Source organism: Methylobacterium radiodurans (assembly GCF_003173735.1).
GTDB lineage: Bacteria > Pseudomonadota > Alphaproteobacteria > Rhizobiales > Beijerinckiaceae > Methylobacterium > Methylobacterium radiodurans.
Genome location: NZ_CP029551.1, coordinates 1,714,471 through 1,728,041 on the forward strand (window position 1 = coordinate 1,714,471; position 13,571 = coordinate 1,728,041).

14 protein-coding genes are annotated in these 13,571 nt (G+C 70.1%); 9 read left to right on the top strand and 5 right to left on the bottom strand.

Going from position 1 to position 13,571, the window contains the following annotated elements; translation table 11 throughout:
* Positions 1 to 139 precede the first annotated feature (139 nt).
* From DK427_RS07770 to DK427_RS07785, 4 genes are all read right to left on the bottom strand, one after another.
* A complete protein-coding gene (locus DK427_RS07770; RefSeq protein ID WP_245930835.1) occupies positions 140 to 337 on the bottom strand; it encodes a nucleotidyltransferase family protein in 198 nt (65 codons plus the stop codon).
* A gap of 69 nt (positions 338 to 406) precedes the next feature.
* On the bottom strand, positions 407 to 2,212 hold the full coding sequence (lepA, locus tag DK427_RS07775; protein ID WP_109950769.1) for a translation elongation factor 4: 1,806 nt from the start codon (positions 2,210 to 2,212) through the stop codon (positions 407 to 409).
* A gap of 228 nt (positions 2,213 to 2,440) precedes the next feature.
* Positions 2,441 to 2,641, bottom strand: coding sequence for a hypothetical protein (locus DK427_RS07780; RefSeq protein ID WP_066923227.1), 201 nt, complete (start codon positions 2,639 to 2,641; stop codon positions 2,441 to 2,443).
* 59 nt (positions 2,642 to 2,700) lie between these two features.
* Positions 2,701 to 3,531 carry a HugZ family pyridoxamine 5'-phosphate oxidase gene (locus DK427_RS07785; protein ID WP_109954058.1) on the bottom strand — a complete coding sequence of 277 codons (831 nt, stop codon included), beginning with the start codon at positions 3,529 to 3,531 and terminating at the stop codon, positions 2,701 to 2,703.
* Between the two features lie 315 nt (positions 3,532 to 3,846).
* On the opposite strand from DK427_RS07785, the gene DK427_RS07790 reads away from it, so the two are divergent.
* The 7 genes from DK427_RS07790 to DK427_RS07820 all read left to right on the top strand — a co-directional run bounded on the left by DK427_RS07790 (position 3,847) and on the right by DK427_RS07820 (position 9,210).
* Positions 3,847 to 4,557: a response regulator transcription factor gene (locus DK427_RS07790; protein ID WP_066925139.1), complete on the top strand. Its 711-nt coding sequence runs from the start codon at positions 3,847 to 3,849 to the stop codon at positions 4,555 to 4,557.
* Positions 4,558 to 4,607: 50 nt separating this feature from the next.
* Positions 4,608 to 6,395, top strand: a complete 1,788-nt coding sequence (locus tag DK427_RS07795; RefSeq protein ID WP_109950770.1) for a sensor histidine kinase — start codon at positions 4,608 to 4,610, stop codon at positions 6,393 to 6,395.
* Between the two features lie 4 nt (positions 6,396 to 6,399).
* Entirely contained in the window at positions 6,400 to 6,921 is a 522-nt protein-coding gene (locus DK427_RS07800) for an HPr kinase/phosphorylase (RefSeq protein WP_109950771.1), read from the top strand.
* 140 nt (positions 6,922 to 7,061) lie between these two features.
* A complete protein-coding gene (locus DK427_RS07805; RefSeq protein ID WP_109950772.1) occupies positions 7,062 to 7,463 on the top strand; it encodes a PTS sugar transporter subunit IIA in 402 nt (133 codons plus the stop codon).
* Between the two features lie 138 nt (positions 7,464 to 7,601).
* Positions 7,602 to 7,919 carry an HPr family phosphocarrier protein gene (locus DK427_RS07810; protein WP_109954059.1) on the top strand — a complete coding sequence of 106 codons (318 nt, stop codon included), beginning with the start codon at positions 7,602 to 7,604 and terminating at the stop codon, positions 7,917 to 7,919.
* A 170-nt stretch (positions 7,920 to 8,089) separates the two neighbouring features.
* Positions 8,090 to 8,935 (top strand): outer membrane protein, encoded by an 846-nt coding sequence (locus DK427_RS07815; RefSeq protein WP_109950773.1) that lies wholly within the window; start codon positions 8,090 to 8,092, stop codon positions 8,933 to 8,935.
* 17 nt (positions 8,936 to 8,952) lie between these two features.
* Positions 8,953 to 9,210 carry a hypothetical protein gene (locus DK427_RS07820; protein WP_109950774.1) on the top strand — a complete coding sequence of 86 codons (258 nt, stop codon included), beginning with the start codon at positions 8,953 to 8,955 and terminating at the stop codon, positions 9,208 to 9,210.
* A gap of 6 nt (positions 9,211 to 9,216) precedes the next feature.
* Here the strand turns inward: DK427_RS07820 and DK427_RS07825 are convergent, their stop codons facing one another.
* Positions 9,217 to 9,765 carry an HNH endonuclease gene (locus DK427_RS07825; RefSeq protein ID WP_109950775.1) on the bottom strand — a complete coding sequence of 183 codons (549 nt, stop codon included), beginning with the start codon at positions 9,763 to 9,765 and terminating at the stop codon, positions 9,217 to 9,219.
* Positions 9,766 to 10,380: 615 nt separating this feature from the next.
* Here DK427_RS07825 and DK427_RS07830 point away from each other — a divergent pair.
* Both DK427_RS07830 and DK427_RS07835 read left to right on the top strand, forming a co-directional pair.
* Positions 10,381 to 13,053 (top strand): DUF3772 domain-containing protein, encoded by a 2,673-nt coding sequence (locus DK427_RS07830; protein ID WP_109954060.1) that lies wholly within the window; start codon positions 10,381 to 10,383, stop codon positions 13,051 to 13,053.
* A 21-nt stretch (positions 13,054 to 13,074) separates the two neighbouring features.
* A complete protein-coding gene (locus tag DK427_RS07835; protein ID WP_109950776.1) occupies positions 13,075 to 13,569 on the top strand; it encodes a CAP domain-containing protein in 495 nt (164 codons plus the stop codon).
* Positions 13,570 to 13,571 lie beyond the last annotated feature (2 nt).

Sequence of the window (13,571 nt, forward strand, 5' to 3'; positions counted from 1 at the left end):
CTGTCCTCTGCGATCATTCACTCGGACCGCGGGGTAGGATAGCGCGGCAACTTCGGTCGCCCAGGAATGCGTCAGAGCACCTGGATCGCCTCGCGCTCGATCGCGGGGCGCAGGTGAGGATGCAGGCCATCCCGCGTCGTCAGATCGACCGCCGATCCGAGATCGCGCGAGAGTCGGTCCTCGCGCGGATCAACTCCACGAAGCCGAAGCGCTCGCAATCGGGATCGACGAACACGTCGACATCGCTGCCGTCCCGCGCCTCGTCACGCGCCACCGAGCCGAAGAGCCAGAGGTGCTGGACGCCGGATCGGCGCAACTCAGCCTCGGAGGCGCGCAACCACGCAATGACATCGTCCCGGCGCATGAGCCCAGGCCTAGCATATCCGCGCCGCGTGGACGATCGGGCTCAATCGTCCATCTTCAGCGCGGCGATGAAAGCCTCCTGCGGGATCTCGACCCGGCCGAACTGGCGCATGCGCTTCTTGCCCTCCTTCTGCTTGTCGAGGAGCTTGCGCTTGCGCGAGATGTCGCCGCCGTAGCACTTGGCGGTCACGTCCTTCGAGAGCGCCCGGATGGTCTCGCGGGCGATGATCTTGCCGCCGATCGCCGCCTGGACGGGGATCTGGAACAGGTGGCGGGGGATCAGGTCCTTCAGCTTCTCGCACATCGCCCGGCCGCGGGATTCCGCCCGGGTGCGGTGGACCAGCATCGAGAGCGCGTCGACGGGTTCGGCGTTCACCAGGATCGACATCTTCACGAGGTCGCCCTCGCGGTAATCGGAGACGTGATAGTCGAACGAGGCGTAGCCCTTCGAGATCGACTTCAGGCGGTCGTAGAAGTCGAACACCACCTCGTTCAGCGGCAGGTCGTAGACGACCATGGCGCGCTTGCCCACGTAGTTGAGGTCGATCTGCACGCCGCGGCGGTCCTGGCAGAGCTTCAGCACGCCGCCGAGATACTCGTCGGGCGTGAGGATGGTGGCGCGGATCCAGGGCTCCTCGACCGTCTCGATCTTCATCGGGTCGGGCATGTCGGCCGGGTTGTGCAGCTCCCTGATCTCGCCGTCGCGCATGGCGAGGCGGTAGACCACGGAAGGCGCCGTCGAGATCAGGTCGAGGTTGAACTCGCGCTCCAGACGCTCCTGGATGATCTCGAGGTGGAGCAGGCCCAGGAAGCCGCAGCGGAAGCCGAAGCCAAGCGCGGCCGAGGTCTCCATCTCGTAGGAGAACGAGGCGTCGTTGAGCCGGAGCTTGCCCATGGCCGAGCGCAGGTTCTCGAACTCGGCGGCATCGACCGGGAAGAGGCCGCAGAAGACGACCGCCTGGACCTCCTTGAAGCCCGGCATCATCTCGGTGGTCTGGCGCTTGTCCTCCGTGATCGTGTCGCCGACGCGGGTGTCGGCCACCTCCTTGATCGAGGCGGTGAGGAAGCCGACCTCGCCGGGGCCGAGTTCGCCGATATCGGCCATCTTCGGGCGGAACACGCCGATCCGGTCGACGCCGTAGACGGCGTCCGCGCCCATCATCCGGATGGTCATGCCCTTCTTGAGCACGCCGTCCACGATGCGCACCAGCACCACGACGCCGAGATAGACGTCGTACCAGGAATCGACCAGCAGCGCCTTGAGCGGCGCGCTCCGGTCGCCCTTCGGCGGGGGCAGACGCTTGACGATCGCCTCCAGCACCGCCTCGATGTTGAGGCCTGTCTTGGCCGAGATCGGCACGGCGTCGGAGGCGTCCAGCCCGATCACCTCCTCGATCTGCTCCTTGACCCGGTCGGGCTCAGCGGCCGGCAGGTCGACCTTGTTGAGGACCGGCACGATCTCGTGGTTGGCGTCGAGCGCCTGGTAGACGTTGGCGAGCGTCTGCGCCTCGACGCCCTGGGAGGCGTCCACCACCAGGAGCGAGCCCTCGCAGGCGGCGAGCGAGCGCGACACCTCGTAGGCGAAATCGACGTGGCCGGGCGTGTCCATCAGGTTGAGGACGTAGTCCCGGCCGTCCTCGGCCTTGTACTCCAGCCGGACGGTGTTGGCCTTGATGGTGATGCCGCGCTCGCGCTCGATGTCCATCGAGTCGAGCATCTGCTCGCCCATGTCGCGGAGCGCCACGGTGCCGGTGGCCTGGATCAGCCGGTCGGCGAGCGTGGATTTGCCGTGGTCGATATGCGCCACGATCGAGAAGTTGCGGATGTTGTCGATCGGCGCAGCGGTCATCGGCGGAGGTCTCCGGCGCGCGGCGGCGCAGCCCGGGGGCGGCCGCTCCGCGCCGTGTCAGGGACGGAAATCTCGATCTGTGAGGCGCGGGATAGCAGGGGGGCGTAGCCGCGCCAAGCGTCGCGCCGGACGCAGGGGCGGAAACCCGGTCCCTGAACGCGCGCGGGCGCGGGCGGCTCCGGAGGCCGCCCGCGCCCGAGGAACGTCAAGCCCTGGATGAGGCCGCGCTCAGCGTCCGCGATCGCGGATCAGGCGCTCGATCTCGGCCTCGCCGTGGGCGCGGGCCTTCGCCTCGGTCGGGTGCTTGCGGTCGGAGCGCTGGTGGAGCTTGCCGTTCTTGCGGATGCTCCACTGGAACAGGCTGCCGGACTCGCCGACCGGTTCGACGTCGAGGCTGAAGGGGTAGGTGTCGGTCTGGATGTCGCTCATCCGCCCTATATGGTGCGCCGCATCGTCGTTGCCAGGGCACGAAACCGCTGCCGAAGCGTTCAGAGCGCGCCCGCGCCCTCTTGCGCGCCCGCGCCACCTTGCGCGCCCTCTTGCGCATCCCCCTGCGCCCGCGCCTGGGCGGCCATCGCCACGAGCGCCTTGCGCAAGCCTCCCATGTCGGAGATCCGCTCCGGATAGGTCACCCGGACCGCGCGCTCGCCCGCCACGAGGTCCATCCCCTCCGGGTCGAGGCCCGTGAGCTGCCAGCGCCCCTCGCCCCCGCCGGCCCCGGCGGCGTAGAGCGCGAGCGCGTCGGCGTGGTCGGCATTCATGTGCTCCACCGCCCCGCGCTCGCCCGCGACGACGCCCTCGGCGCCGCCGAGATCGAGGAGCAGCTCGTCCCGCGTCAGGGTCGCGGCCTTGGCGAAGCCGCCGTTGAGGTGGCCGGCGGTCGGGTCGAGGGTGAAGAACCCGAAATCGGGGAAGTCCGCGTAGAGCTTCGCCTTCGGGTGCCGGGCGAGGAAGCGCTCGCGCACGCGCGGATCCTGCGAGGGCACCGCCCGGCCCACCACCGTGAGGCGGGGATGGGCCAACGGATCGCCCTTGCCGCCGCCCGAGAAGAGCAGCGAGCAGCGCGGCTCGGCGAGCAGGTTGCGGGTGTGGGCCGAGAGGCGCGACAGCAGCAGCAAGGGCGTGCCGTCCGCGTCGGTCGCCATCGTCACCAGCGAGGCGAAGGGCGTGCCGTCCGGCTCCAGCGTGGCGAGCGCGCCCGAGCGGACGGTGCGCAGGAGGTCGCGCGCCAGCCCCACCGCGTCGAATCCCGCCTCCGCCGCCGGCAGCGGCCGCGCCGGCCCGCGCTTCTCGCCGCCGCCCTGATCCGTCCCGCCCATCGTGCCTCCGCTCGCCGTCTCGCCGGACACGCCCGTTTCGGGGATCCTGCTCCGATCATAGGCTTTCCGGCCGGCCGGGCGAGGGCGACATCGGCCCGCGGGCTTTTTGCCCCGACCGCGTCGGATACGGCCAAGCTACGCCCGGCGCTCGCTTTTTTCAAAGCTTCATACTAAAGCACCTGACCCTTCTGCGCGAAGCGGTGCCGGGAAGCCGCCCCTCCCGACCGCCTCGCGTCACCGCCTGCCCCGGACCGGGGCCGGACTCGGGCCGCTTGCCCTGAGCCCTGCCGCCGCCGTTTCAGTCAGGGAACGCGCATGCCGACCATCGCCCTCGTCGACGACGACCGCAACATCCTCACCTCCGTGTCGATCGCCCTGGAGACCGAAGGATACCGGATCCAGACCTACACGGACGGCGCCTCGGCGCTCGACGGGCTGCGGCACTCGCCGCCGGATCTGGCCATCTTCGACATCAAGATGCCGCGCATGGACGGGATGGAGCTTCTCAGGCGCCTGCGGCAGAAATCGGACCTTCCGGTGATCTTTCTGACGTCCAAGGACGAGGAGATCGACGAGCTGTTCGGCCTGAAGATGGGCGCGGACGACTTCATCCATAAGCCGTTCTCGCAGCGCCTGCTGGTCGAGCGCGTGAAGGCCGTGCTGCGCCGCTTCGCCCCGAAGGACGGCCCGGGCGCGCCGCCCCGCGAGGCGGATGCCGCCGCCCGCTCCCTGGAGCGCGGCGCCCTGATGATGGACCCGGAGCGCCACACCTGCACCTGGAAGGGCGAGCCGGTGACGCTGACCGTGACCGAGTTCCTGATCCTGCAGGCCCTGGCCCACCGCCCCGGCGTCGTGAAGAGCCGCAACGCCCTGATGGACGCGGCCTACGACGATCAGGTCTACGTGGACGACCGCACCATCGACAGCCACATCAAGCGGCTGCGCAAGAAGTTCAAGGTGACGGACACGAACTTCGACATGATCGAGACTCTGTACGGGGTCGGCTACCGCTTCAAGGAAGGCTGAGGCGCGGGCTCCCGAGACGATCCCCCCGAAGTCCGAAGACGTCCCGAGCCGTGCCGCCCGCAACCTCCGAAGATTCCGCTCCGCGCCGCTCCCTTCTCGGCCGGCCGCTGCCCACGCCCTTCGGCTGGCCGCGCGCCCTCTGGGACGGGATCGGCCAGCGCGCGGCCTCCAGCCTGACGCGCCGCATCGTCGTGCTCAACCTCGTCGGGCTGATCGCGCTGCTCGTCGGCTTCCTCTACCTGAACCAGTTCCGCCAGGGGCTGATCCAGGCGCGCGTCCAGAGCCTCGCGATCCAGGGCGAGATCATCGCGAGCGCCATCGCTTCCTCGGCTTCCGTCGACACGGACACGATCCGGGTCGATCCGGACAAGCTGCTGCAGGATCAGGCTGGCGAGGCGCCCGAGGAGGAATCCGCCCCGCTCGCCTTCTCGCTGAATCCCGAGCGGGTCGCGCCGCTCCTCTCCCGCCTCGTCACGCCCACCGGCAACCGGGCCCGGGTCTACGACCGCGAGGGCGGCCTCCTCTTCGACACCCGCTCGCTGTTCAGCCGCGAGGGGCGAGGCGATCCGGTGCCCCAGCACCAGCCGAACGTGCTGGAGCGGGCGGTATCCTGGGTCCACGCCCAGCTGTCGTCCCTGCTTGGCGGGCGCCGGAAGGCAGCCGAGGAGGTGGGACCCGCCAACGGCCACTCCCTGCGCGAGGTCCAGACGGCGCTCTCCGGCGCCCGCGGCTCGCTGGTCCGCCGCAACGCGGTCGGCGAGACCACGGTCTCGGTCGCGGTGCCGATCCACAAGGGCGGCCAGGTCCGCGGCGCGCTCCTGATCTCGACGCAGGGCGACGCGATCGACCGCGTCATCGCCTCCGAGCGCTTCGGCCTGTTCCAGGTCTTCATCGTGGCCGCCTTGGTGATGGTGGTGCTCTCGATCCTGCTCGCCGGCGCCATCGCGGGGCCGGTGCGGCGCCTCGCCGAGGCCGCCGAGAAGGTGCGGATGGGCATCAAGACCCGCGAGGAGATCCCCGATTTCACCGACCGCACCGACGAGATCGGCCACCTCTCGGGCGCGCTTCGCGACATGACCCAGGCGCTCTACCGGCGCATCGACGCGATCGAGAGTTTTGCCGCCGACGTCAGCCACGAACTGAAGAACCCGCTGACCTCGCTGCGCAGCGCCGTCGAGACCCTGCCGCTGGCGAAGACCGACGATTCGCGCTCGCGGCTGATGGCGATCATCCAGCACGACGTGAAGCGGCTCGACCGCCTGATCAGCGACATCGCCGACGCCTCGCGCCTCGACGCGGAGCTGGCGCGGGCCGAGGCGCGGCGGGTCGACATGCGCAAGCTCCTGACCACCGTGATCTCGGTCGCCAACGAGCGGCGGCGCCCGAAGGATTGCCTGATCCAGCTCGACATCGAGAAGCCGCCGGGCGGCGACGAGACCCCCTTCGCCATCATCGGCCACGACAGCCGCCTGGGGCAGGTGGTCAACAACCTGATCGACAACGCCCGCTCGTTCTCGCCCTCCGACGCCAAGGTCCGGGTGGCGCTCCGGCGGGTGCGCGGCGAGGTCGAGATGATCTGCGAGGACGAGGGGCCGGGCATCCCCGAGCACGCCCTGGAGCGGATCTTCGAGCGCTTCTACACGGACCGCCCGGAGCAGGGCTTCGGCCAGAATTCGGGTCTCGGCCTCTCGATCTCGCGCCAGATCGTGCAGGCGCATCGCGGTACCATCCGGGCGGAGAACCGCCCCGGCCCGGCCAACGAGGACGGCGAGCCGACCGTGCGCGGCGCCCGCTTCATCGTGCGCCTGCCGGCCGCGCCCCGGCAGCTCGCCGCCTGAGCCGGTGACGGCCGCGCGCCTCACCCTCCACGCCGCCTGCGTGGTCCTGGGCGAGGCGGGCGTGCTGATCCGGGGCGAAGCGGGCGCCGGCAAGTCGAGCCTCGCGCTGGCGCTGCTCGACCGGGCCGGGCTCTCGGGGCGCTTCGCCGCCCTCGTTGCCGACGACCGCGTGCGGCTGGAGCGGCATCACGATCGCCTCGTCGGCCGCGCGCACCCGCGCCTTGCGGGGCTGATCGAGGTGCGGGGCCTCGGCATCCTCGCGGTCGCCGATCTCGGCCACGAGGCGCTGCCGGCCTGCGTGCCGCGGCTCGTGGTCGATCTCGTCCCCGCCGGCCCACGCCTGCCGGAGGCGGGGCCCGAGCCGGCCCGCATCCTCGGCCTCGACCTGCCGCGGCTCGTCGTGGACCGGGACTTGCGTGATTCGGGTCTCGCCCCCGTGCTGGTACTTGCGGCGCTCTTCGCAGGCGCGGCGGGGCGTCCGGGCGTTGCTTCGCAGCCGCACAGCGCGACCGAGCGCGCGCTTTAGAGCGGGGGGCGTAGCGCGTTCGTGACGGTCGTGGCATGATGATGACGCTGTTTTGAGCAAAACGTCGCGACTGCCTTGTGTCAGGGGTGTGCGATGCACAACATGGCGGCTCGGTTCACAGGACGTCGGAACGTGCGTCGATGATTGGCATGGTGCTCGTCACCCACGGTTTGCTCGCGACCGAGTTCAAGGCCGCGCTCGAGCACGTGGTCGGCCCGCAGAAGCAGATCGAGACCATCACGATCGGCCCCGACGACGACATGGAGCTGCGCCGTCGGGACATCATGTCGGCAGTCTGCCGGGTCGATACCGGCACCGGCGTGGTGGTGCTCACCGACATGTTCGGGGGCACACCCTCGAACCTCGCGCTCTCGTGCATGAACGGCGGAACCGTCGAGGTGGTCGCCGGGATCAACCTGCCGATGCTGATCAAGCTCGCCAGCGTGCGCGAGGAGGAATCACTCGGCGACGCGGTGCTCCATGCCCAGGAGGCGGGCCGCAAGTACATCAACGTCGCCTCCCGGGTGCTCGCCGGGAAATGACGCCGACGTGGCGATGCGTGACGCGTCCGTGATTCGGGCCGGCCGATCCGGACTTCCGTCCTCTCTCCGAAACGGCTAGGCACGGATCAGGACGGTCCCGAGCCGTCGCCCGCGCGGAACCGAGAGCGCCCCGTGCCGATCGACGACCTCTACGAGACGGACGACAACCCGCCGGTGCCGGAGGGCGGGTTCCTGCGCACGCTGCCGATCATCAACCGGCGCGGTCTGCACGCCCGGGCCTCGGCCAAGTTCGTGCAGACGGTGGAGCGCTTCGGCGCCGCCGTGACGGTGACCCGGGCCGGCGAGACGGTGGGCGGGCGCTCGATCATGGGCCTGCTGACGCTCGGCGCCGCCCAGGGCACCTCGGTCGCGGTCACCGCCGTCGGCGCGGATGCCGAGGCCTGTCTCGATGCCATCGAGGCGCTGCTCGCCAACCGCTTCGGCGAGGACGAGTAGGCGCGCGGCTCGTTTCGACGGGAGGGTGCCACGCGCGGACGCTGTCCGGCTCCGGAACAGTGAGCCCTCGCTTGCTCCGGGTCTCCGCAACGGAAGGTTAAGGTTACCGTCTTAGATCTGTTTGCATTGTTCCGTATCCCGGCGGTTCGACCGCCCCGAGGATCACTGCGATGCGTAACCGATCCCTGGCAATGCTGGCGTTCCTTGGCCTGACGGCCGTCGATGCACGAGCCGCGGACCTCGGATACGATTACCTGCGCGGCGCCGAATACGACGAGCCGGCCATCGTGACCACGCAGCTGATCGACTGGAGCGGCGTCTATGCCGGCGGCCATGTGGGCTGGAGCACCACGAATTTCGGCTTCAAGAACGCGGGCCGGACAGAGATTGCCCATATCCTCCGGCAGACGCTGGTCGAGAAGGAGTTCGGCGTCTCAACCTGGAACAAGCTGAACGACAAGCGTCGAAGTGGTCTCTCCTACGGCGCATTCGGCGGCTACAATGTGCAGTACGGAGATGTCGTCTTCGGCTTGGAAGGTGATTACACCAGTATCAACCAGAAGGCGTATTCTGAGGATGCGGTGTCCCGCTACATGCAGGGATCGACTGGGCGTTACTACTCTGTGGCCGCACATACCTTGTCGCGTGCATCGCTCGTCGAATACGGCACCGTGCGCGCACGTCTGGGCTACGCCTTCGGTCCTCTCCTGCCGTTCGTGACAGGCGGTCTAGCTGTCGGCCGTGCGGTCATCGGCAACGCCGTCGATGTGACCAGCTTGGAGTACAGCGCGATTCCGACACCCACCTCGGTTCCCGTAGGCGGCAGCGGCTACCAGTCGACCGCCTCCCTGAAGGAGAAGTTCGCGGTCGGCGCGGCACTGGGTGCCGGCATCGACTACGCCATCACTTCGAACATCTTCCTGCGGGCCGAGTACCAGTACATCCTGTTCAGCAAGTTCGGCGACCACCTGATGAACGTGAACACCGTCCGCAGCGCGCTCGCGGTGAAGTTCTGAACCTGCGGAGCCGCGCGATGAACGCTCGTCACACAATCTGCCCGACGCTCGGCACTCTCGCCCTCGGCGTCGCGTTGCTCACCGCGCCTCGGCCGGTCCTGGCCGAGGGCTACGGGGTTCCGCCGCGCCCCTGCGCGCCCGCGCCGTGCCGCCGTCCCCCTCCGCCGCCCGGGCTCCGTTACGGACCGCCGCCCGCAATCGTCAGCGGCTACCTGCCGCGCAACAACAACCTGCCGATGTACAACGAGCCCCCGGCTCGCCCGCCCTCCTGGTAAGGCGCGTCAGCTCTCCAGCTCGCTGTCCCAGTACAGGTAGTCGAGCCAGGTGTGATGGTACTGCCGGTGGTCGAATTCGGGCTGGCGGTGGTGCAGCTCGTACCGGGTCGGGCGCCGGGGCTCGTTGAGGAGCGGCATCGCGGCCTCGTCCGGGGTGCGGTTCGCCTTGCGCAGGTTGCAGGGACTGCAGGCCGCGACGACGTTCTCCCAGCTCGACAGGCCGCCGCGGGAGCGGGGCACCACGTGGTCGAAGGTCAGGCCGCCTGACGGCAGGCGCAGGCCGCAATACTGACAGCTGAAGCCGTCGCGCAGGTAGATGTTGTAGCGCGTGAAGGCGGGGCTGCGCGCCAGCGTGACGTAGTTCTTGAGGGCGACGACGCTCGGCACCCGCAGCGCGCGGCTCGGCGAGCGCGCCTCGACGTCGTAGCTCGCCACCAGGGTCACCCGGTCGAGGAACAGGGCGGTGAAGGCGTCCTTCCAGGACCAGAGCGAGAGCGGATTGTAGGAGAGCGGCCGGTAATCCGCGTTCAGCACGAGGGTCTGCAGGTCCATCATCGGCACCACGCTTCGAACGGTGGCCCGGCAGCGCGTTGCGCGGGCCAGATGCGGCGCGCAGCCTCCGGGCGGGGAACGACGGGATCGGATGTGTCGCGGCCCACTCTGACGTGCGCGTGACAGGCACGCGCCGCCGCCGTGCGGGAGAGCCGCGGACATTGGGGTATAGGAAGGGCCGGCGGGCGCCCGAGGGCACCCGAGGGGGCGGATACGACCGCCGCTTGGCGGGGCGCCGGCGGCTCGCCGCCCGGCCGCGCCCCTTCGCGTGGTGACGAAAAGGCCCTGTCCATCGGTGCTTAGTCTAATATCACGGTGACAGGGTTGTGAAGCCGCGTTCGCGAAACCTGGGGACGCACCCACAGGCGAGCGCATTCTCGATCCTGACGGGCAAGGCCGAACCGGCCGCGCCGCCCCGGGTGGGCATCCGCCGCCTTTCGCACTATGACAGGCGCCGGTCCGCCGCTGAGGCGGGCCCAAAGTTCCGGGTGCCGAGTCGCGCCCGCGAGGCGGCGCCGGGGAGGGCGCCGCGCCCCCGCACACCGCCGATGTCCCCGCCGGCCGCGCCGCCCGTGGCGATCGGCCTGCTCCGCAGAAGGATGCCCCGGAAGGATGCTGATGAGCCGACGTCCGAGCCGCCCCCCGAGCCGAGGCCTGCCCCCGCGCGGCCCGTCCGAGACGCGCCGCGGACCGCGCATAGCCCTTCTGACGCTGCTAGCGGCCCTCATCGCCATCCCCGCGGCGCTCGCCCAGCCGCCCGCGGCCCAGCAAGCGCCCGCGGCTCAGCAAGCGCCCGCGGCCCAGCCACCGGCGGCCCAGCAGACGCCCGCGGCCCAGCAGCCCGCGCCCGCCGCCGAGCCGGCCCCGAAGCCCAAGCCGGCGCCCGAGCTGTCCGAGCAGGCCAAACAGGTCAAGGCCAAGCTCGATGAGGCCAAGGACGTGCTGGACCGGCGCGAGAAGGAGCTCGGCAAGACCGACGTCTCGGCCACCGAACTCGCTGCGATCCGCGAATCCGTCGCGCCGATCGTCGACGAGATGCGCACGCTCGTCTCTCAGATCGACGCGCCGCTCGTCTCCGCGCGCGAGCGCCTCAACCAGCTCGGTCCCAAGCCCAAGGACGCGCCCGAGAGCCCCGAAGTCGTGGAGGAGCGGGCCGAGCGCGAGGCGGCGGTGGCGCGCATCGACGAGTTCCAGCGCCTCGCCCGCGCGACGCTCGTCCAGGGCGACCAGATCATCGACCGGGTCTCGAACAAGCGCCGCGCCTCCTTCACCAAGGGGCTGTTCGAGCGCTCGCTGTCGCTGCTGAGCCCGAACCTGTGGACCCGCGTCGCCGCCGACATCCCGCGCGACACCCGCTCGCTCCAGAGCGCGCTCTCCGATATCGGCCTCCTCTTCTCGCGCAACGGCACGATCTGGAACCTGCTGCTGCTCGGCCTCGCCTTCGGCATCTCGGCGGCGCTCTATCTCGGGCGCCGCAACATCGCGCCGCGGCTCGGGCGGCGGGATGCCGCCCGCACCGATCCGACCCGGCGCGAGACCCTGCTGGGCGCCTGGCGGGTGATCCTCGTCGGCACCCTGCCGGCGGTGGCGGGCAGCTACGCGATCTACTACGCGCTCGACGCCACCGACCTCCTGCCCTCGCGCCTGCTGCCCTTCGCGGGCGCGGTGCTCGGCGGGCTCGCCTTCATCGCCTTCGTGGAGGCGCTGTGCGAGGGCCTGCTCGCGCCCGACAAGCCGGCTTGGCGGCCTGCCCCCGTGAGCGACGCGGCGGCCACCCGCGTGAAGCGGCTGGCGGTCGGCATCGCCACGGTGATCACCGTGGTCAAGGCGATCGAGGCGCTCAACACCGGCATCTCGGCGGCGCTCCCGATCTCGATCGCCACCCGCGGCATCGGCGCGCTCGCCATGGCGGCCATGCTGGCGATCGGCCTGCACCGCTTCGCCGACCGCGAGGAGGAGGAGGAGGCCTGCTTCGGCCCCTACGTGCCGACCAAGACCACGACCGGCATCGGCGGCCCGGCCCGCCTGCTCGGCTGGGCGTCGGTGATCGTGATCGTCGGCGCGGCGCTCAGCGGCTACGTCGCCTTCGCGAGCTTCCTGATCGACCAGCTCGTCTGGAGCGCCTCCCTCCTCGTCCTGCTCTACCTCATGGTGCAGAGCATCGACTCGTTCGTGGGCGGCACGCTCTCCGACGACACCCGCTTCGCGACCGCGCTCCAGGCCAATACGGGCCTGCGCAAGCGCTCGCTCAACCAGATCGCGGTTCTGACGACCGGCGCGGCGCGGGTGGTGCTCTACCTGCTGGTCGCGCTGCTGGCGCTCGCGCCCTGGGGCCTCGATTCCACCGACATCGTCTCCTCGGTGCGCTCGGCCTTCTTCGGCTTCAAGGTCGGCGACGTCACGATCTCGCTCTCCACCATCACCTTCGCCATCGGCATCATGGTGGTGGGCGTCGCGATCACGCGGGGCATCCAGCGCTGGCTGGAGAACACCTACCTGCCGGCGACCGACCTCGACGCGGGCCTGCGCAACTCGATCTCGACGGTGTCGGGCTATTGCGGCTTCCTGCTCGCGCTCGCCATCGCCTTCTCGTATCTGGGCCTCAGCCTGGAAAAGCTGACGATCGTGGCCGGCGCGCTCTCGGTCGGTATCGGTTTCGGCCTGCAATCGATCGTCAACAACTTCGTCTCCGGCCTGCTGCTGCTCTGGGAGCGCCCGATCCGCGTCGGCGACCAGGTTCTGATCGGCGACAGCGAGGGCATCGTGAAGCGCATCTCGGTGCGCTCCACCGAGATCCAGACCTTCGACCGCTCGGCCGTGATCGTGCCGAACTCGAACCTCATCTCGGGCATCGTGAAGAACCGGGTGCGCGGCGACCGGGTCGGGCGCACCTCGATCACGGTGAGCATCCCGCGCGCCCTCGACCCGGTGCGGGCGGCCGAGCTGATGATCGAGACCGCCGCCGCGCTGCCCGAGGTGCTGAAGGACCCGGCGCCCCGGGTGGTGTTCCGCAAGATCGGCGACGCCAACCTCGATTTCGAGCTGATCGTGATGATCGTCGACGTCTCGCTCTCCCTGAAGGTGACGAACGACTTGAACTTTGCGGTCTTCAAGACCTTATCGGAGGCCGGATTCATCCCGATCGCCGGTCCGCCCTCAAGCTTCGTCACGGTGCAGGGCCTCGACGGGATGCAGACCGCGATGTCGGAGATCGCGAGCCGGTTCGGGCAGGGCGGTCCGCGCAAGGATGCCGCCCAGGATGGCGCGGCCAAGCGCGAGGCGGCCGAGTAGGCGGGGTCGGGAGGTCTAGGGGTGCGGGGGATCGGTCTATTCGGGGGCATCTGCGCCGCGGCGCTGCTCGGGGGCTGCGCGGGCGATACCGGCGCGCCGGTCGCGGCCGTGCCGACCCTCTACCTGCCGCTCGCCAGCACCGCCGCGCAGGTGGACGCGGCGGCGGCGCGGGACATGATCTCGGCCTACCGGCGCAACCGCGGCGAGAAGCCCCTGGTGATCGACCCGGAATTGCAGCGCCTGGCCGAGGCTGAGGCCGCCGCGATGGCGCTGGCCGACCGGCCGAGCAAGGCCCAGACCGTGAAGACCGCGGTCACGCGCCTCGGCTACGACCAGGCCAACGCCAACCTGTCGGCGGGATACCACACGCTGGCCGAGGCCTTCTCGGGCTGGCGCGACAGCCCGCCCCATAACGCCGTGATGCTGGACCCAGCCGCGACCCGGATGGGCATCGCCACGGCCTTCGCGCCGGGCTCGAAATACAAGGTCTACTGGGCGTTGCTCACGGCCAAGTAGCC

Excerpts from the sequence above, each read along its gene's own strand:
- DK427_RS07830 (WP_109954060.1), top strand. The coding sequence starts at position 10,381 with ATGAGCCGACGTCCGAGCCGCCCCCCGAGCCGAGGCCTGCCCCCGCGC.
- DK427_RS07790 (WP_066925139.1), top strand. The coding sequence starts at position 3,847 with ATGCCGACCATCGCCCTCGTCGACGACGACCGCAACATCCTCACCTCC.
- DK427_RS07815 (WP_109950773.1), top strand. The coding sequence starts at position 8,090 with ATGCGTAACCGATCCCTGGCAATGCTGGCGTTCCTTGGCCTGACGGCC.
- DK427_RS07785 (WP_109954058.1), bottom strand. The coding sequence starts at position 3,531 with ATGGGCGGGACGGATCAGGGCGGCGGCGAGAAGCGCGGGCCGGCGCGG.
- lepA (WP_109950769.1), bottom strand. The coding sequence starts at position 2,212 with ATGACCGCTGCGCCGATCGACAACATCCGCAACTTCTCGATCGTGGCG.
- DK427_RS07805 (WP_109950772.1), top strand. The coding sequence starts at position 7,062 with ATGATTGGCATGGTGCTCGTCACCCACGGTTTGCTCGCGACCGAGTTC.
- DK427_RS07825 (WP_109950775.1), bottom strand. The coding sequence starts at position 9,765 with ATGATGGACCTGCAGACCCTCGTGCTGAACGCGGATTACCGGCCGCTC.
- DK427_RS07820 (WP_109950774.1), top strand. The coding sequence starts at position 8,953 with ATGAACGCTCGTCACACAATCTGCCCGACGCTCGGCACTCTCGCCCTC.
- DK427_RS07780 (WP_066923227.1), bottom strand. The coding sequence starts at position 2,641 with ATGAGCGACATCCAGACCGACACCTACCCCTTCAGCCTCGACGTCGAA.